General features: G+C 72.6%; 16 protein-coding genes and 2 pseudogenes. 9 read left to right on the top strand and 9 right to left on the bottom strand.

Features of this window, described 5'->3' with window-relative positions:
• The first annotated feature begins 37 nt into the window (after positions 1-37).
• The gene (gene wblA / locus AQJ30_RS32005) at positions 38-376 is read left to right on the top strand and encodes a transcriptional regulator WblA (protein WP_067240880.1); all 339 of its coding nucleotides are present in this window, start codon (positions 38-40) and stop codon (positions 374-376) included.
• Positions 377-654: 278 nt separating this feature from the next.
• Here wblA and bagB read toward each other — a convergent pair whose 3' ends face one another.
• Positions 655-2,046, bottom strand: a complete 1,392-nt coding sequence (gene bagB, locus AQJ30_RS32000; protein WP_067240878.1) for an ATPase BagB — start codon at positions 2,044-2,046, stop codon at positions 655-657.
• Positions 2,043-3,020 (bottom strand): ATPase BagA, encoded by a 978-nt coding sequence (bagA, locus tag AQJ30_RS31995; protein WP_067240876.1) that lies wholly within the window; start codon positions 3,018-3,020, stop codon positions 2,043-2,045. The genes bagB and bagA overlap by 4 nt, the downstream gene beginning before the upstream one ends.
• 127 nt (positions 3,021-3,147) lie before the next feature.
• Here bagA and sp36 point away from each other — a divergent pair, with 127 nt between their 5' ends.
• The 5 genes and pseudogenes from sp36 to AQJ30_RS31970 all read left to right on the top strand — a co-directional run.
• Positions 3,148-3,309 carry a Sp36 family protein gene (gene sp36, locus AQJ30_RS31990; protein ID WP_003975360.1) on the top strand — a complete coding sequence of 54 codons (162 nt, stop codon included), beginning with the start codon at positions 3,148-3,150 and terminating at the stop codon, positions 3,307-3,309.
• The gene (locus tag AQJ30_RS31985; RefSeq protein WP_067240872.1) at positions 3,306-3,767 is read left to right on the top strand and encodes a RidA family protein; all 462 of its coding nucleotides are present in this window, start codon (positions 3,306-3,308) and stop codon (positions 3,765-3,767) included. Before sp36 ends, AQJ30_RS31985 begins: the two co-directional genes overlap by 4 nt.
• A 167-nt stretch (positions 3,768-3,934) precedes the next feature.
• Positions 3,935-4,813, top strand: a complete 879-nt coding sequence (locus AQJ30_RS31980) for an NUDIX hydrolase (protein WP_067240870.1) — start codon at positions 3,935-3,937, stop codon at positions 4,811-4,813.
• Positions 4,814-4,898: 85 nt separating this feature from the next.
• On the top strand, positions 4,899-5,729 hold the full coding sequence (locus AQJ30_RS31975; protein ID WP_067240869.1) for an MBL fold metallo-hydrolase: 831 nt from the start codon (positions 4,899-4,901) through the stop codon (positions 5,727-5,729).
• A gap of 137 nt (positions 5,730-5,866) precedes the next feature.
• Positions 5,867-6,172: pseudogene (locus AQJ30_RS31970) on the top strand (nucleotidyltransferase); the annotation flags it as partial.
• A 1-nt stretch (position 6,173) separates the two neighbouring features.
• On the opposite strand, the pseudogene AQJ30_RS39635 reads toward AQJ30_RS31970, so the two are convergent.
• Together AQJ30_RS39635 and AQJ30_RS31965 are read right to left on the bottom strand one after the other, a co-directional pair.
• A pseudogene (locus AQJ30_RS39635) lies at positions 6,174-6,365 on the bottom strand (nucleotidyltransferase); the annotation flags it as partial.
• Between the two features lie 35 nt (positions 6,366-6,400).
• Positions 6,401-7,075 carry a Crp/Fnr family transcriptional regulator gene (locus AQJ30_RS31965; RefSeq protein ID WP_029382547.1) on the bottom strand — a complete coding sequence of 225 codons (675 nt, stop codon included), beginning with the start codon at positions 7,073-7,075 and terminating at the stop codon, positions 6,401-6,403.
• 282 nt (positions 7,076-7,357) lie between these two features.
• On the opposite strand from AQJ30_RS31965, the gene nth reads away from it, so the two are divergent.
• The 3 genes from nth (at position 7,358) to AQJ30_RS31950 (ending at position 10,383) form a co-directional block, all read left to right on the top strand.
• The gene (gene nth, locus AQJ30_RS31960; RefSeq protein ID WP_245727219.1) at positions 7,358-8,341 is read left to right on the top strand and encodes an endonuclease III; all 984 of its coding nucleotides are present in this window, start codon (positions 7,358-7,360) and stop codon (positions 8,339-8,341) included.
• 56 nt (positions 8,342-8,397) lie between these two features.
• Positions 8,398-9,087, top strand: a complete 690-nt coding sequence (locus tag AQJ30_RS31955; protein ID WP_067240866.1) for an NUDIX hydrolase — start codon at positions 8,398-8,400, stop codon at positions 9,085-9,087.
• A 96-nt stretch (positions 9,088-9,183) separates the two neighbouring features.
• A complete protein-coding gene (locus AQJ30_RS31950; RefSeq protein WP_067240864.1) occupies positions 9,184-10,383 on the top strand; it encodes a MarP family serine protease in 1,200 nt (399 codons plus the stop codon).
• A gap of 25 nt (positions 10,384-10,408) precedes the next feature.
• Here AQJ30_RS31950 and AQJ30_RS39630 read toward each other — a convergent pair whose 3' ends face one another.
• The 5 genes from AQJ30_RS39630 to acs form a co-directional block, all read right to left on the bottom strand.
• Entirely contained in the window at positions 10,409-10,588 is a 180-nt protein-coding gene (locus AQJ30_RS39630; RefSeq protein WP_079084434.1) for a hypothetical protein, read from the bottom strand.
• 128 nt (positions 10,589-10,716) lie between these two features.
• A complete protein-coding gene (locus AQJ30_RS31945; protein ID WP_067240862.1) occupies positions 10,717-11,658 on the bottom strand; it encodes an alpha/beta fold hydrolase in 942 nt (313 codons plus the stop codon).
• Complete coding sequence (locus AQJ30_RS31940; RefSeq protein ID WP_067240860.1) at positions 11,655-12,143, bottom strand: phage holin family protein; 489 nt, start codon at positions 12,141-12,143, stop codon at positions 11,655-11,657. The genes AQJ30_RS31945 and AQJ30_RS31940 overlap by 4 nt, the downstream gene beginning before the upstream one ends.
• An 89-nt stretch (positions 12,144-12,232) precedes the next feature.
• Positions 12,233-13,684 (bottom strand): Na+/H+ antiporter NhaA, encoded by a 1,452-nt coding sequence (gene nhaA / locus AQJ30_RS31935; protein WP_067240859.1) that lies wholly within the window; start codon positions 13,682-13,684, stop codon positions 12,233-12,235.
• A gap of 252 nt (positions 13,685-13,936) precedes the next feature.
• The gene (acs, locus tag AQJ30_RS31930) at positions 13,937-15,892 is read right to left on the bottom strand and encodes an acetate--CoA ligase (RefSeq protein ID WP_067240857.1); all 1,956 of its coding nucleotides are present in this window, start codon (positions 15,890-15,892) and stop codon (positions 13,937-13,939) included.
• Between the last annotated feature and the right edge of the window lie 98 nt (positions 15,893-15,990).

The raw sequence follows: 15,990 nt of genomic DNA, 5'->3' as shown, positions 1-15,990 counted from the left end.
GTGGGGGAGCCTCGATTCGGGAGAGGACGGCGCCGGTATGGGCTGGGTTACCGACTGGAGTGCGCAGGCTGCCTGCCGCACTACCGATCCGGATGAACTGTTCGTTCAGGGAGCAGCGCAGAACAGGGCCAAGGCGGTGTGCACGGGCTGCCCGGTACGCACCGAGTGCCTGGCCGACGCGCTCGACAACCGTGTGGAGTTCGGTGTGTGGGGAGGCATGACGGAGCGCGAGCGCCGCGCTCTGCTGCGCCGGCGGCCGACCGTCACCTCGTGGCGGCGCCTGCTGGAGACGGCGCGTACGGAGTACGAGCGCGGCGTGGGCATCGTGCCGCTCGACGACGACCAGGTGTACGAGAACTACGCGGCCGTGAGCTGAGCCGGGCTGAGCTCAGCTGACACGGCCGCGGCGGGCCCTGCGGCCTCCGCGTCGCCCTGCCGACCGCCCGTCACCTCGGTGACGCCGTGTCACCTCGGTCACGCCGTGCGCCGAGGCGCCGTCCCCAGGGCGCCTCCACGGCCGTCCCGCAGGCGGCCTCCACGGCCGTCTCCCAGGTGTGTCCAGTGACGGCCGACCGGCGTGTATGCCGACGGCCGACCGGCGTGTCCACTGACGGCCCACCGGTGTGTTCACCGACGGTCGCCCGGCATGTCGGGTCAGGCCCCGGCCGGCCCCGGCAGTTCCGGGCGGTTGTCCGCGAGCCGGTTGCCGATGTCCCGCAGGCCCGCCAGGTCGTGCACGTCGCCCGGGAGGGCGGCCACTTCGGCCACCGCCACCTCCGGGTGGAGCGCGGTGAAGCGGTCACGCGTGCGCTGCTCCCGGAAGAGCAGGTGCATGCGCTCGGCGTGCAGCCGCAGCAGACCCGCGGTCAGCCGGTCGACCGGCCGTTCCTCGCCGGAGTCGCCGTCGCCACCGTCACCGCGGTCGCCACCGGGAGCCGGTGTCGTCCCGGACGGGTCGTCGGATGCCGTGGGGGCGGCCCCGGACGCGGACGGGTCGGGCGACCTGGGAGTTCCTGAACTGCCGTACGTTTCGGGAGAGTTACGAAGTCCAGCTTTCCCGTCGTCCTGATCGACAATGCGGGCGTCCACAAGATTTTCCGCGGCGTCCAGCGCCCGCTCGGCCGAGAGCTGCGTGGCCCCGCTGCCGTGGACCCGGTTGAGCACCAGGCCGGCCAGCGGCATGTCCTCCGCGGCCAGCCGCTCCACGAAGTACGCCGCCTCCCGCAGCGCGTCCCGCTCGGGCGCCGCCACCACCAGAAACGCCGTCCCGGGCGCCTGGAGCAGCTTGTAGGTGGCGTCCGCGCGCGTGCGGAAGCCGCCGAACATGGAGTCCATCGCCGCCACGAACGTCTGCACGTCCTTCAGCAGCTGACCGCCCAGCACCTTGCCGAGGACGCCGGCCATCATCGACATCCCGACGTTGAGGAACTTCATCCCCGCGCGGCCGCCCACCTTGGCGGGCGCCAGCAGCACCCGGATCAGCTTGCCGTCCAGGAAGGACCCCAGCCGCTTCGGCGCGTCGAGGAAGTCCAGCGCGGAGCGGGACGGGGGCGTGTCGACCACGATGAGGTCCCACTCCTCCTTGGCCCGCAGCTGCCCCAGCTTCTCCATCGCCATGTACTCCTGCGTGCCCGCGAAGCCCGCCGAGAGCGACTGGTAGAAGGGGTTGCCGAGGATGGCAGCCGCCCGCTCCGGGTCCGCGTGCGCCTCGACGATCTCGTCGAAGGTGCGCTTCATGTCGAGCATCATGGCGTGCAGCTCGCCGTCCCCCTCGACGCCCTTCACCCGGCGCGGAGTGTTGTCCAGGGAGTCGATGCCCATGGACTGGGCGAGCCGGCGGGCCGGGTCGATGGTGAGCACGACGACCTTGCGCCCGCGCTCGGCCGCGCGCAGCCCGAGCGCCGCAGCGGTCGTCGTCTTGCCGACCCCGCCCGAGCCGCAGCACACCACGATCCGGGTGTCCGGGTCGTCGAGCAGCGGGTCGACGTCGAGCACGCGCGCGGGGCCGAGGCGGCGTTCCTGGGTGGCGGCCGGGTCCGGACTCATGCGATCCCCTGCTTCCGCAGCTCGGTGGCCAGTTCGTACAGACCCGCCAGGTCCATGCCCTCGGCGAGGAGCGGCAGCTCGTGCAGCGGCAGGCCCAGCTCGCCCAGCACCGCGCGCTGCTCCTGCTCCAGCGCGTACCGCTCGGCGTACTCCTCGGCCTGGGCCAGCAGCGGGTCCACCAGCTTCTCCGCGGTGCCGCCGCGGCGGGCGCCGCCGAGGCCGGCCGCGGACAGGGAGCGGGCGATCGCCGTGCGCGGCGTGCTGCGCACGAGGTCCAGGTCGGCCGCGTCCAGCAGCTCGGGGCGGACCATGTTGACGACGACCCGGCCCACCGGCAGCCGCGCGGCGCGCAGTTCGGCGATGCCGTCGGCGGTCTCCTGGACCGGCATCTCCTCCAGCAGCGTCACGAGGTGCACGGCCGTCTCGGACGACTTCAGCACCCGCATCACCGCCTGCGCCTGATTGTGTATCGGGCCGATCCTGGCCAGCCCGGCGACCTCGTCGTTGACATTGAGGAAGCGGGTGACGCGGCCGGTCGGGGGCGCGTCCATGACGACGTAGTCGTACACGAAGCGGCCGGCCCGGTCCTTGCGCCGCACGGCCTCGCACGCCTTGCCGGTCAGCAGGACGTCCCGCACGCCCGGCGCGATGGTGGTGGCGAAGTCGATGGCGCCGAGCTTCTTGAGGGCGCGGCCCGCGCCGCCCAGCTTGTAGAACATCTGGAGGTAGTCCAGAAGGGCCAGTTCGGGGTCGATGGCGAGCGCGAAGACCTCGCCGCCCCCCGGGGCCACGGCGATCTTGCGCTCCTCGTAGGGCAACGCCTCCGTTTCGAAGAGCTGTGCGATGCCCTGCCGGCCCTCCACCTCGACGAGAAGCGTCCGCTTCCCCTCCTCGGCGAGGGCCAGCGCGAGGGCCGCGGCGACCGTCGTCTTTCCGGTCCCGCCCTTACCGCTGACGACCTGGAGCCTGCTCACGTCTTCGAGCGTAACCACTCGGCGCCGGGACCAATCAACAGCCTGTGGACAACCGGGCCGACAGTACGACGATCGCGGGGTGCGACCGGGGCACGGCGCGGCCCCGGCCAGCGGCTACAGTCGGCCCATGACCAAGTGGGAATACGCAACCGTGCCGCTGCTCGTCCACGCCACGAAGCAGATCCTGGACACCTGGGGCGAGGACGGCTGGGAGCTCGTCCAGGTCGTGCCCGGGCCGAACAACCCCGAGCAGCTCGTGGCCTACCTGAAGCGGGAGAAGCAGGCGTGAGCGCGGTCGAGGAGAAGCTCGCCGAGCTGGGCCTGACGCTGCCGGCGGTCGTGCCGCCGCTCGCGTCCTACCAGCCGGCCGTGCAGTCGGGTGCGTACGTGTACACCTCCGGCCAGCTGCCCATGGTGGAGGGCAAGCTGCCGGTCACCGGCAAGGTCGGGGCCGAGGTCACTCCGGAGGAGGCCAAGGAGCTGGCCCGCACCTGCGCGCTGAACGCCCTGGCCGCCGTGAAGTCCGTCGCCGGTGACCTGGACCGCATCGCGCGCGTGGTGAAGGTCGTCGGCTTCGTCGCCTCCGCGTCGGACTTCACCGGCCAGCCGGCCGTGGTCAACGGCGCCAGCGAGCTGCTCGGCGAGGTCCTCGGCGACAAGGGCGTGCACGCGCGCAGCGCGGTCGGCGTCGCGGTGCTGCCGCTGGACGCGCCGGTCGAGGTCGAGATCCAGGTGGAACTGGCCTGAGCGCCTGAGCCGTCTGGGGCGCTGAGGCGCCCGGGGCGCTGGGGCGCCTGAGGAGCACGGGGAGGGGCCGGCCGTCCGGCGCGGGCCGCCGGGAGCGGCCTCCGGTCGCCCGGCCCAGGTCGCGGGCCCCTCTCGAACATTCGCTCACCACGGGATAGCCTCCGGCCATGGCGAATGGGCAGTGGTTCCCCCCGGACTGGCCGGAACGCATCCGCGCGCTCGCGGACGGCACGCTCGAGCCGGTCGTGCCCCGGCGCGCCGCCACCGTCATGCTCCTGAAGGACACCGGTGAGGGTCCCGTCGTCCACATGCTGCGCCGGCGCGCCTCCATGGCCTTCGCCGCGGGCGCGTACGCGTACCCGGGCGGCGGTGTCGACCCGCGCGACGACGAGCACCACGTGGGCTGGGCGGGCCCCCCGCGCGCGTGGTGGGCCGAGCGGCTCGGGGTCGACGAGGCGGCCGCCCAGGCGATCGTGTGCGCGGCCGTGCGGGAGACGTACGAGGAGGCCGGCGTCCTGCTCGCCGGGCCGACCGCCGAGACGGTGGTCGGCGACACGACCGGCCCCGACTGGGAGGCCGACCGGGCCGCGCTGGTCGCCCGGGAGCTGTCCTTCGCGGAGTTCCTGGAGCGGCGGGGCCTGGTGCTGCGCTCGGACCTGCTGGGCGCCTGGACGCGCTGGATCACGCCCGAGTTCGAGAGCCGCCGCTACGACACCTGGTTCTTCGTGGCCGCGCTGCCCGAGGGCCAGCGCACCCGCAACGCCTCCACGGAGGCGGACCGCACGGTGTGGATCCGCCCGGCCGAGGCGGCCGCGTCGTACGACCGGGGCGAGCTGGTGATGATGCCGCCGACGATCGCGACCCTGCGCCAGCTCGCGCCGTATGGCTCCGCGGCCGAGGCGCTCGCGGCGGCACCCGCGCGTGACCTGACGCCGGTGCTGGCCCGGGCCCGACTGGAGGGCGACGAGGTCGTGCTGAGCTGGCCGGGCCACGACGAGTTCACGAAGCACGTGCCGACCGCACCGACCGGTGGAGCCCCCGCATGAGCGACGCACCCGCGCATACCCGTACGGGGCGGCCGCCGGCCGGCCGCGCCACCCGGATCCGCCCGCGTCCGGAAGGAGCCCTCCGATGACGGAAGCGGCCGCCCTGCCCGGTCAGCCGCGCGGCGGGGTGCTGTCGGGCCCCGCGACGCCCCGCGCGGTCAACGTCCTCGCGCCCAACGCGTCCGCGATGACGCTGGACGGCACCAACACGTGGATCCTGTCCGAGCCGGACTCCGCGCTCGCCGTGGTCGTCGACCCCGGCCCGCTGGATGACGGCCACCTGCGCCGGGTGATCGACACCGCGGAGGAGGCCGGCAAGCGCGTCGCCCTGACGCTGCTGACGCACGGGCACCCCGACCACGCCGAGGGCGCCGCGCGCTTCGCCGGGCTGACCGGCACCAAGGTGCGGGCGCTGGACCCGGCGCTGCGGCTCGGGGACGAGGGGCTGGCCGCCGGGAACGTGGTCGAGGTGGGCGGCCTGGAGCTGCGGGTCGTCCCGACGCCGGGCCACACGGCCGACTCGCTGTGCTTCCACCTCCCGGCCGACGGGGCGGTGCTGACCGGGGACACGATCCTCGGGCGCGGCACGACGGTCGTGGCGCACCCCGACGGACGTCTGGGCGACTACCTGGACTCGCTGCGCCGCCTGAGGTCGCTGACCGTGGACGACGGCGTGCACACGGTGCTGCCGGGCCACGGTCCCGTCCTGGAGGACGCGCAGGGCGCCGTCGAGTTCTACCTCGCCCACCGCGCCCACCGCCTCGCCCAGGTCGAGACGGCCGTCGAGGACGGCATCCGCACCCCGGAGGAGGTCGTCGCCCACGTCTACGCCGACGTCGACCGCTCCCTGTGGCCCGCGGCGGAACTCTCGGTCCGGGCCCAGCTGGAGTACCTGCGGGAACACGGCCTGATCTGAACCCCTGCCCTTGCGGCCGGCCGGGACGTCACGGACCGTCGGGCCGGGGTGCCTTCACCCCGTGCACGCGCGCGTACTCCCGTGCCAGCCAGGGGCCGAGGTCATCGACGTAGGAGCGCAGCACGTCCGGATCGCCGATGGGCTCCCGTCGCGTGGGACGCAGTGGCCTGGACCTGCTGGTCGCCCTCCACGAGGAGCCGACGGACACGGACCGGGAGGGCCTACGGGAGTTCGAGCGGGCCCTCGACACGGAGTTCGAGCAGGTCGACGGCGTGGCGACGCTCCTCTACAGCCGGGCACGCGTGCTCAGCGAGCCAGAGCGGTACGACCTGGCGTGGTTCGTCGCGTGCCTGCGCACGCCGCTCCTCGGTGACGACCTCGCCGCGTACCTTCCGCGGTACCGGCCCGACAGCCTCCTCGCCCGCGAGACCAACGGCGACCTCGTGCGGAGCCGCGGGGGACCGAGCCGTAGAGGTACGCGCTGTGCAGCCGCGCGCCGAGGACGTCGCGCAGGCGCTCGCGGGCCGCGGTGACCACCGGGCGGAAGGCCGGTGGCACCCGCGTCAGAGCGCCTTCGCGAGCGATGTGACCCTGGGGATCCAGACCGCGGGCGGTCCGGTGCGGTGTTTCGGACATGCGGGTGGGGGCCGTTGCCCGACCCCCTGTGCGCGCTATCGCGACCGCTTGGCCAGGCGTTCCACGTCCAGGAGGATCACCGCGCGGGCCTCCAGGCGCAGCCAGCCGCGCTGGGCGAAGTCGGCGAGGGCCTTGTTGACCGTCTCGCGGGAGGCGCCGACGAGCTGGGCCAGCTCCTCCTGGGTGAGGTCGTGGACGACGTGGATGCCCTCCTCGGACTGCACGCCGAAGCGGCGCGACAGGTCGAGCAGGGCGCGGGCCACGCGCCCGGGGACGTCCGAGAAGACCAGGTCGGACATGGCGTCGTTGGTCTTGCGCAGGCGCCGGGCGACCGCGCGCAGCAGCGCCGCTGCCACCTCGGGGCGGGCGTTCAGCCAGGGCTGGAGGTCGCCGTGGCCGAGGCCGAGCAGCTTGACCTCGGTGAGGGCGGTCGCCGTCGCCGTACGGGGGCCCGGGTCGAACAGCGACAGCTCGCCGATGAGCTCGCCGGGGCCCACGACGGCCAGCATGTTCTCCCGGCCGTCGGGGGACGTGCGGTGGAGCTTGACCTTGCCCTCGGTGACGACGTAGAGCCGGTCTCCCGGGTCTCCCTCGTGGAACAGGGAGTCGCCACGCGCGAGGGTCACCTCACTCATGGAGGCGCGCAGCTCCGCGGCCTGCTCGTCGTCGAGAGCCGCGAAGAGCGGGTTGCGCCGCAGAACGTCGTCCACGAGTTCTCTCCTTGTCGACCTGCTCAGGGGATCTTGCCCCCCGTGTACCCGTGTACCAGGGGTCCGTGGTGCCCATTTTGCCGGACGGTCCAAACAGTGTGATCTGTCACAAGGATGCCGTACACGTGTCCGGGGGTACGCGGCAGGGGTCCAATCGGGGGCCGATCCTTCGGCCCCACGGCGGATGTCGGTGCCGGGCCCTAGGCTGGCCGGGTGTCCAAATCGCCGGTGAGAGCACAGGCCAAGGGGGCTGGGCGGGTGGCTGTACGTCGTGATTCCGCTGTGGGCGAACAGACTCCGGGCGGTGATGAAAAAACGACAAAAGCAACAAAAGCGGCGAAGGCCGCTCCGGTCAAGCCGAAGGCCGCTCCGGTCAAGAAGGCGGCCGCCAAGAAGGTGAGGGCCGCCGCGAAGAAGGCCGCGCCCGCGAAGGCGGCCGCCCCGGTGAAGAAGGCCGGCGCCCCCAGGACGGTCGAGGTGCGCCCGCCGAGCGGCGAGTCCCGCACGGCCCTCGTCCGCCGCGCCCGGCGCATCAACCGCGAACTCGCCGAGGTGTACCCGTACGCCCATCCGGAGCTGGACTTCGAAAGCCCCTTCCAGCTGATCGTGGCCACGGTGCTGTCGGCGCAGACCACCGACCTGCGGGTGAACCAGACGACGCCCGCCCTCTTCGCCAAGTACCCGACCCCCGAGGACCTGGCCGCGGCCAACCCCGAGGAGGTGGAGGAGATCCTCCGCCCCACCGGGTTCTTCCGGGCCAAGACCAAGTCGGTGATAGGGCTGTCCAAGGCCCTCGTGGAGGACTTCGGCGGCGAGGTGCCCGGCCGGCTCGAGGACCTGGTCAAGCTGCCCGGCGTCGGCCGCAAGACCGCCTTCGTCGTCCTCGGCAACGCCTTCGGGCGCCCCGGGATCACCGTGGACACCCACTTCCAGCGGCTGGTGCGGCGCTTCGGGTGGACCGACGAGACCGACCCCGACAAGATCGAGGCCGCGATCGGCGCGCTGTTCCCCAAGAGCGACTGGACGGACCTGTCCCACCACGTCATCTGGCACGGCCGCCGCATCTGCCACGCCCGCAAGCCGGCCTGCGGCGCCTGCCCCATCGCCCCGCTCTGCCCGGCCTACGGCGAGGGGGAGACGGACCCGGAGAAGGCGAAGAAGCTGCTGAAGTACGAGAAGGGCGGCTTCCCCGGCCAGCGGCTCAACCCGCCCCAGGCCTACCTGGACGCGGGCGGCCGGCCGGCACCGCCGCTGGGGGCCGGATGAGGAACGATCTCGGGGGCGTCGGGCGTTGTGCCGGGTGAACGGGGGGTGGTGCGCAGATGACGCGGGCGAGTGACATCCAGGACGTGACGCTGGGCAAGGAGGGCCTGCCGGACTGGCTGGACCCGGTGGTGCGGGCCGTGGAGACGGTCGAGCCGCTCCAGCTGAGCCGCTTCCTGCCGCCGCGCGACGGCACCGGACGGCAGTCGGCGGTGCTGATCCTGTTCGGCGAGGGCCCGCGCGGGCCCGAGCTGCTGCTGATGGAGCGGGCCAGTTCCCTGCGCTCGCACGCCGGCCAGCCGTCGTTCCCGGGCGGCGCGCTCGACCCGGAGGACGGCGACCCCGAGGGGGACGGACCGCTGCGGGCCGCCCTGCGCGAGGCCGAGGAGGAGACCGGCCTCGACCCGTCCGGCGTCCAGCTCTTCGGCGTGCTGCCGAAGCTGTACATCCCGGTGAGCCGGTTCGTGGTGACCCCGGTGCTGGGCTGGTGGCGGGAGCCCACCCCGGTCGGGGTGGTGGACCCCAACGAGACCGCGCGGGTCTTCACCGTCCCCGTGGCGGATCTCACGGACCCCGCCCACCGCGCCACCACCGTGCACCCCAGCGGCCACCGCGGCCCGGCATTCCTGGTCGAATCGGCCCTCGTGTGGGGCTTCACGGCCGGCCTCATCGACCGCCTGCTGCACTACGCGGGCTGGGAGCAGCCCTGGGACCGGGACAAGCAGGTCCCGCTCGACTGGAGGTCATGACAGGGTGTCCCCCGTGCCGTGTCAGCCCGGGGGGCGCCTCCGGGGGCCACGGCCGACCGGAACCGACGGCGAGACGACGAGGCGAGGCCCCAAGCGGTGAACGTGCTGGACATCCTGTTGCTGGTCGCTGCCGTGTGGTTCGCGGTCGTCGGCTATCGCCAGGGCTTCGTCGTCGGCATCCTGTCGGTCATCGGCTTCCTCGGCGGCGGACTCGTCGCCGTCTACCTCCTGCCGGTCGCCTGGGACGCCCTCACCGACAACTCCGAGGTGAGCACCACCGCCGCCGTGGTCGCGGTCGTCGTCGTGATCGTCTGCGCCTCCGTCGGCCAGGCCCTGACCACCCACCTGGGCAACAAGCTGCGCCGCTACATCACCTGGTCACCGGCCCGCGCCCTGGACGCCACCGGCGGCGCCCTGGTCAACGTGGTCGCGATGCTGCTGGTGGCCTGGCTGATCGGCTCCGCCCTGGCCGGCACCACCCTGCCCACGCTGGGCAAGGAGGTCCGCAGTTCCAAGGTGCTGCTGGGGGTCTCCCGGGCGCTGCCCGACCAGGCCGACACCTGGTTCGCCGACTTCTCCTCCGTACTCGCGCAGAACGGCTTCCCGCAGGTCTTCAGCCCGTTCTCCAACGAGCCGATCACCGACGTCCAGCCGCCCGACCCGGCCCTCGCGAACAGCCCGGTGGCCACGCGCGCGCAGCGCTCCATCGTCAAGGTGATGGGCACCGCCGAAAGCTGCGGCAAGGTCCTGGAGGGCACCGGCTTCGTCTTCGGCGAGCGCCGCGTGATGACCAACGCGCACGTGGTCGGCGGCGTCGACGAGCCCACCGTCCAGATAGGCGGCGAGGGCCGGCGCTACGACGCGACCGTCGTCCTCTACGACTGGAAGCGCGACATCGCCGTCCTGGACGTGCCCGACCTCCACGCGCCCGTGCTCCGCTTCGCGACCAAGGACGCCGCGAGCGGGGACGGCGCGATCGTCGCCGGCTTCCCGGAGAACGGCGCGTACGACGTGCGCGCGGCCCGGGTGCGCGGCCGGATCACGGCCAACGGTCCCGACATCTACCACCGCAGCACCGTGCGCCGTGACGTGTACTCGCTGTACGCGACCGTCCGCCAGGGCAACTCTGGCGGCCCGCTGCTGACGCCCGACGGCCGGGTGTACGGCGTGGTCTTCGCCAAGTCGCTCGACGACGCCGACACCGGCTACGCGCTCACCGCGGACGAGATCCAGCGGGACATCGCCAAGGGCCGCGCCGCGAACCAGCAGGTGGACAGCGACAGCTGCGCCCTGTAGCGCACGCCCCGTGCCCGCGCGGGTGTCAGGGGCGGGGGTGACGCAGGCGTACCGAGACCCAGCGGGCCCGGCGGCGCAGGATGACCGGAATGCCCACCCGGAGGTCGCTTCCCGACTGTGGGGAGCCGTCCCGCTGGTGGGTGCTCAGGCCCGAGGCCGAGCGACGGTTGCGTGCTGCGTCACTGTAGTCGTGCGTCCAGCCCATACCTCGACGTCTGCCCCCGCCCCAAGGTCCATAACCGCCTGGGAGACGGCCAATTGGCCTATGCGGCGGGCATGTGGCCGTTCATAGGACAGTAGGTTCGGCCGCGGGTGCCGAACGCTTTCGAACGGTCACCGGTCGGGTTCGGGATCCTTCAGCCAATCGACCAGTTCGGAGGAGAAGGCGACCGGGTCCTCCTCGTGCGGGAAGTGCCCCAGGCCGTCGAACAGCCGCCACCGGTACGGCGCCTCGACGTACTCCCCGGAGCCAGCCGCACTGCGCGTGCGGGTCACCGGGTCGAGTGAACCGTGCAGGTGCAGCGTCGGCACCCGCAGCGGGCGCTTCATCCGGCGGTAGAACTGCACGCCGTCCGGCCGGGCCAGCGAGCGCACCAGCCACCGGTACGGCTCGACCGAGCAGTGCGCCGTGGAGGGGATGCACATCGCCCGCTGGTAGGTCTCGATCGCCTTGTCGTCCAGCGGGTTCGGGCCGGACCACTGCCGGATCAGCTCGCCGACCAGCGCGCCGTCGTCCGCGGTGAGCCGGCGCTCCGGGATCCACGGCCGCTGGAAGCCCCAGATGTGGGAGCTCGCCGCCGACTGCCGGTAGTCGGCGAGCATCGCCGAGCGCCAGCGCCGCGGGTGCGGCATCGAGGCCACCACGAGCCGCCGCACGAGCTTGGGGCGCATCACGGCCGCCGTCCACGCCAGGTAGCCGCCGAGGTCGTGACCGACCAGCGCGGCGTCCGGCTCGCCCAGCGAGCGGATCACGCCGGTGATGTCCAGGGCGAGGTTGGCCGGGTCGTAGCCGCGCGGGGTGCGGTCGCTGCCGCCGACGCCCCGCAGGTCGACCGCGACCGCGCGGAAACCGGCGTCGGCGAGCGCCGTCAGCTGCTCCCGCCACGTCCACCAGAACTGCGGGAAGCCGTGCACCAGGAGGACCAGCGGCCCGTCGCCGGCCTCCGCGATGTGGAAGCGGGCGCCGTTGGCCGCCACGTCCCGGTGGGTCCAGGGACCGTCGGGTCGTACGACCGAAGCGGGTTGCGCCGAAGGGGTGGGGGCCGGGTCCGTCATGAGGACGAGCGTGCCACAGCCTCGATGGCCTGCGGGGCGCGGTCCACGTCCAGCTCCGGCCGCGGGTGCGGCTTGGCGTTCTGCAGCACGCCCGCCGTCTCCTTCACCGACGCGGCCACCTTCTGCGGGCCCTTGCCCTGCTTGGCCTTCTTCGCGAACACCACGCCGATCAGCGCGAGCACGCCGGCGACCAGGACGTTCGCCGCGAAGGAGAGCAGGAAGCAGACCGCCAGGTTCCAGTGGCTCCAGGTGCGGATGCCGTACGCCAGGGCGAAGTTGAGCATCGGCAGGGAGAACACCAGCAGCGCGCCGGCCAGCGAGAACGCGCCGCCGCTCGTCGCCCCGCGCTTCACGTCCTGCTTCAGCTGCGCCTTCGCCAGCGCGATCTCGTCGTGCACCAGCGCCGACATCTCGGTCGTCGCCGAGGCGAACAGCTGGCCGATGCTGCGTTCCACGCCGACCGGGCTGCCGTCGGGTGCGCTCATCGCGGTCTCCCTCGTTCTCCTCGGGGGCGCGCCGCCCGGCCGCTCGGCCGGACCGCACACGGTCCCGTGTTTTGTACCGTCCCGTCAGATCATGCCGGACGGTCGCCCTCCTCGCCCGCCCCGCCCGGCACTTCGGCGCGTGCGCGCCGCGCCGCGGCCATCTCCGCGGCGATCCGGCGGTGCTCGGCGGCCTTGCGGTCGTGGATCGCGGCCATCCGCAGGTGGTACTCCGGCTGGTCCTCCTCGTAGACGTCCGGGATGCCGTCCTCGTCGTCGTCGCGCTCCTCCGCCTCGCAGAGCCTGCGGTACCTGGCGTTCCGTACCTTCAGCAGCACCGTCGACCAGCCCGCGGCGATCAGCGAGCCGACGAGCACGGCCGCCTTCACCTCGTCGGTCAGGACCGCGTCGCCCTCGAAGGCGAGTTCGCCGATCAGCAGCGACACGGTGAAGCCGATGCCGGCCAGCGAGGCGACCGCGAAGACGTCCGGCCACGCCAGGTCGTCGCTGAGCGAGGCGCGGGTGAAGCGGGCGGTCAGCCAGGTGCCGCCGAAGATGCCGACTGTCTTGCCGACGACCAGACCGAGCACCACCCCGAGGGTCTCCGGCCGGGTGAAGATGTCGCCCAGCGCCCCGCCCGAGACGGTGACACCCGCGCTGAACAGCGCGAACAGCGGCACCGCGAGCCCCGCCGACAGGGGACGCACCAGGTGCTCGACGCGCTCGCCGGGGGAGCACCGCTCGCCCTCGCGGGTCGTGCAGCGCAGCATCAGGCCCATCGCGACGCCGGCGATGGTGGCGTGGACGCCGCTGTTGTACATCAGCGCCCAGATCACGACCCCGAGCGGGACGTAGACGTACCAGCCGTGCACGCCCTTGCGCAGCAGCAGCCAGAACACCCCGAGGCCGACGGCGGCGCCGCCGAGGGCCGCGAAGTGGATGGTGTCGGTGAAGAACACCGCGATGATCAGGATCGCGAACAGGTCGTCGACGACGGCGAGGGTGAGCAGGAAGGCCCGCAGCGCGCTCGGCAGGGAGGTGCCGATCACGGCGAGCACGGCCAGCGCGAATGCGATGTCCGTGGCGGTGGGCACCGCCCAGCCCGCCAGGGAACCCGCCTCGGCCGTGTTGGTCAGCGTGTACACCAGCGCCGGTACGGCCATCCCGCAGAGCGCCGCCACGACGGGCAGGGCGGCCGCCCTCGGGTCGCGCAGGTCACCGGCGACCAGTTCCCGCTTGAGCTCGATGCCGGCCACGAAGAAGAAGACCGCGAGCAGCCCGTCCGCCGCCCAGTGCGCGACCGACAGGTGCAGGCCGAGGGCCTCGGGGCCGAAGTGGAAGTCGCTGACGCTCTCGTAACTGTCATGCAGCGCGGGGACGTTCGCCCACACGAGGGCCGACACTGCGGCCAGCAGGAGCAGCACACCGCCGACCGTCTCCGTACGCAGGGCGTCCCCGACGAGGGTCCGCTCCGGCAGGGACAGACGGCCGAAGAGCTTGCGGGACGAGCTCTGGCGGGTGGCGGGGGAGCGGGGCGCGGCCACGGGGGGAACCTCCGGTCGGTGGGCAGGACTGAACACCTGCCGACCAGACTTCCCGGCACACCGTGGTCTTCTCGTGTTGCGTTCGTCGCGTGTTGCGGTCTTCGCGTGGTGCGTGCCGCTCCGTTCAGGTTACCCAAGCGGGGCGGCGTACACCCGACGGGACCTGCGCGGCGTTCGGCCGCCGCTCCGGGTGCCGGGGCGGGTTGCCCCCGCACCCGGAGCGGATCTCCTCGGAACTGTTCGGGCCGGCTGTCAGTCCTCGGAAGGCGCCACGGGCAGCTTCGCCTGGATCAGGTCCATCACCGTGGAGTCGGTGAGGGTCGTGACGTCGCCGAGCTGCCGGTTCTCCGCGACGTCCCGCAGGAGGCGCCGCATGATCTTGCCGGAGCGGGTCTTCGGCAGCTCCGCCACCGGCAGGATCCGCTTGGGCTTGGCGATCGGGCCGAGCGTCGCGCCGACGTGGTTGCGCAGCTCGTCGACCAGCCCCTCGCTCTCCGCGGCCGTACCGCGCAGGATGACGAACGCCACGATCGCCTGGCCGGTCGTCTCGTCCGCCGCACCCACGACCGCCGCCTCGGCGACGGAGGGGTGCGACACCAGCGCGGACTCCACCTCGGTGGTGGAGATGTTGTGGCCCGAGACGAGCATGACGTCGTCGACCCGGCCCAGCAGCCAGATGTCGCCGTCGTCGTCCTTCTTCGCGCCGTCACCGGCGAAGTACTTGCCCGCGAAGCGCGACCAGTACGTGTCGATGAACCGCTGGTCGTCGCCCCAGATGGTGCGCAGCATCGACGGCCACGGCTCGGTGAGCACCAGGTAGCCGCCCCCGCCGTTGGGCACCTCGTTCGCCTCGTCGTCGACGACCGTGGCGGAGATGCCCGGCAGCGGACGCTGCGCCGACCCCGGCTTGGCCTCCGTGACGCCCGGCAGCGGGGAGATCATCATCGCGCCGGTCTCGGTCTGCCACCAGGTGTCCACGACGGGCGTGCGGTCCGCGCCGATGTTCTTGCGGTACCAGACCCACGCCTCGGGGTTGATCGGCTCACCGACCGAACCCAGGACCCGCAGGCTCGACAGGTCGAACTTCGCGGGGATGTCGTCGCCCCACTTCATGAACGTCCGGATCGCCGTCGGCGCGGTGTAGAGGATCGTGACCCCGTACTTCTGCACGATCTCCCAGAAGCGGCCCTGGTGCGGGGTGTCCGGGGTGCCCTCGTACATCACCTGGGTGGCGCCGTTGGCCAGCGGCCCGTACACGATGTACGAGTGACCGGTCACCCAGCCGACGTCGGCCGTGCACCAGTAGACGTCGGTCTCCGGCTTGAGGTCGAAGACCGCGTGGTGGGTGTAGGCGGCCTGGGTGAGGTAGCCCCCGGAGGTGTGCAGGATGCCCTTCGGCTTCCCGGTCGTGCCCGAGGTGTAGAGGATGAACAGCGGGTGCTCCGCGCCGAACGCCTCCGGCGTGTGCTCGGCCGACTGGCGCCCGACCAGGTCGTGCCACCACACGTCCCGCTCGTCGCTCCACGCCACGTCTTGTCCGGTACGGCGGACCACCAGCACGTGCTCGACGTTGTCGACCTTGGCCACCGCCTCGTCGACGGCCGGCTTGAGCGCGGACGGCTTGCCGCGCCGGTAGCCGCCGTCCGAGGTGATCACGACGCGCGCGTCGGCGTCCTGGATGCGGGTGGCCAGCGCGTCCGCCGAGAAGCCGCCGAAGACCACGGAGTGCGCGGCGCCGATCCGGGCGCAGGCCAGCATGGCGATGGCCGTCTCGGGGATCATCGGCATGTAGACGGCGACCCGGTCGCCCTTCTGCACACCCAGCTCCAGCAGGGCGTTCGCCGCCCGGGAGACCTCGTCCTTCAGCTCGGCGTAGGTGAGGGAGCGGCTGTCGCCGGGCTCGCCCTCGAAGTGGATCGCCACGCGGTCGCCGTGCCCGGCCTCCACGTGACGGTCGACGCAGTTGTACGCGACGTTCAGCTCGCCGTCCGCGAACCACTTGGCGAACGGCGGGTTCGACCAGTCGAGCGTCTCGGTCGGTTCCTTGGCCCAGGTCAGTCGGCGGGCCTGCTCGGCCCAGAAACCGAGCCTGTCAGCCTTGGCCTGCTCGTACGCCTCTGCCGTGACGTTGGCGTTGGCGGCCAGGTCAGCGGGCGGCGCGAAGCGTCGCTCCTCCTTCAAGAGGTTGGCCAGGCTTTCGTTGCTCACGACATCTCCCTTTCCCAGGGTGTCCGTTGTGTCCCGGGCCACAGCTCATCAGACCCGGGAGCCGGTGACAAGGGCAGCCCGGGAATTGGTTTAGACCT

The sequence above is a fragment of the Streptomyces longwoodensis genome (assembly GCF_001514125.1).
Lineage (GTDB): Bacteria > Actinomycetota > Actinomycetes > Streptomycetales > Streptomycetaceae > Streptomyces > Streptomyces longwoodensis.
Note: the sequence above shows the minus strand (reverse complement) of the source record. Positions and strands in the feature narration are given on the sequence as shown.

Bases quoted from the DNA above. Each gene is read 5' to 3' on its own strand.
- wblA (WP_067240880.1), top strand. From the start codon at position 38: ATGGGCTGGGTTACCGACTGGAGTGCGCAGGCTGCCTGCCGCACTACC.
- bagB (WP_067240878.1), bottom strand. From the start codon at position 2,046: ATGAGTCCGGACCCGGCCGCCACCCAGGAACGCCGCCTCGGCCCCGCG.
- sp36 (WP_003975360.1), top strand. From the start codon at position 3,148: ATGACCAAGTGGGAATACGCAACCGTGCCGCTGCTCGTCCACGCCACG.
- AQJ30_RS31980 (WP_067240870.1), top strand. From the start codon at position 3,935: ATGGCGAATGGGCAGTGGTTCCCCCCGGACTGGCCGGAACGCATCCGC.
- AQJ30_RS31975 (WP_067240869.1), top strand. From the start codon at position 4,899: ATGACGGAAGCGGCCGCCCTGCCCGGTCAGCCGCGCGGCGGGGTGCTG.
- AQJ30_RS31955 (WP_067240866.1), top strand. From the start codon at position 8,398: ATGACGCGGGCGAGTGACATCCAGGACGTGACGCTGGGCAAGGAGGGC.
- AQJ30_RS39630 (WP_079084434.1), bottom strand. From the start codon at position 10,588: ATGGGCTGGACGCACGACTACAGTGACGCAGCACGCAACCGTCGCTCG.
- AQJ30_RS31945 (WP_067240862.1), bottom strand. From the start codon at position 11,658: ATGACGGACCCGGCCCCCACCCCTTCGGCGCAACCCGCTTCGGTCGTA.
- AQJ30_RS31940 (WP_067240860.1), bottom strand. From the start codon at position 12,143: ATGAGCGCACCCGACGGCAGCCCGGTCGGCGTGGAACGCAGCATCGGC.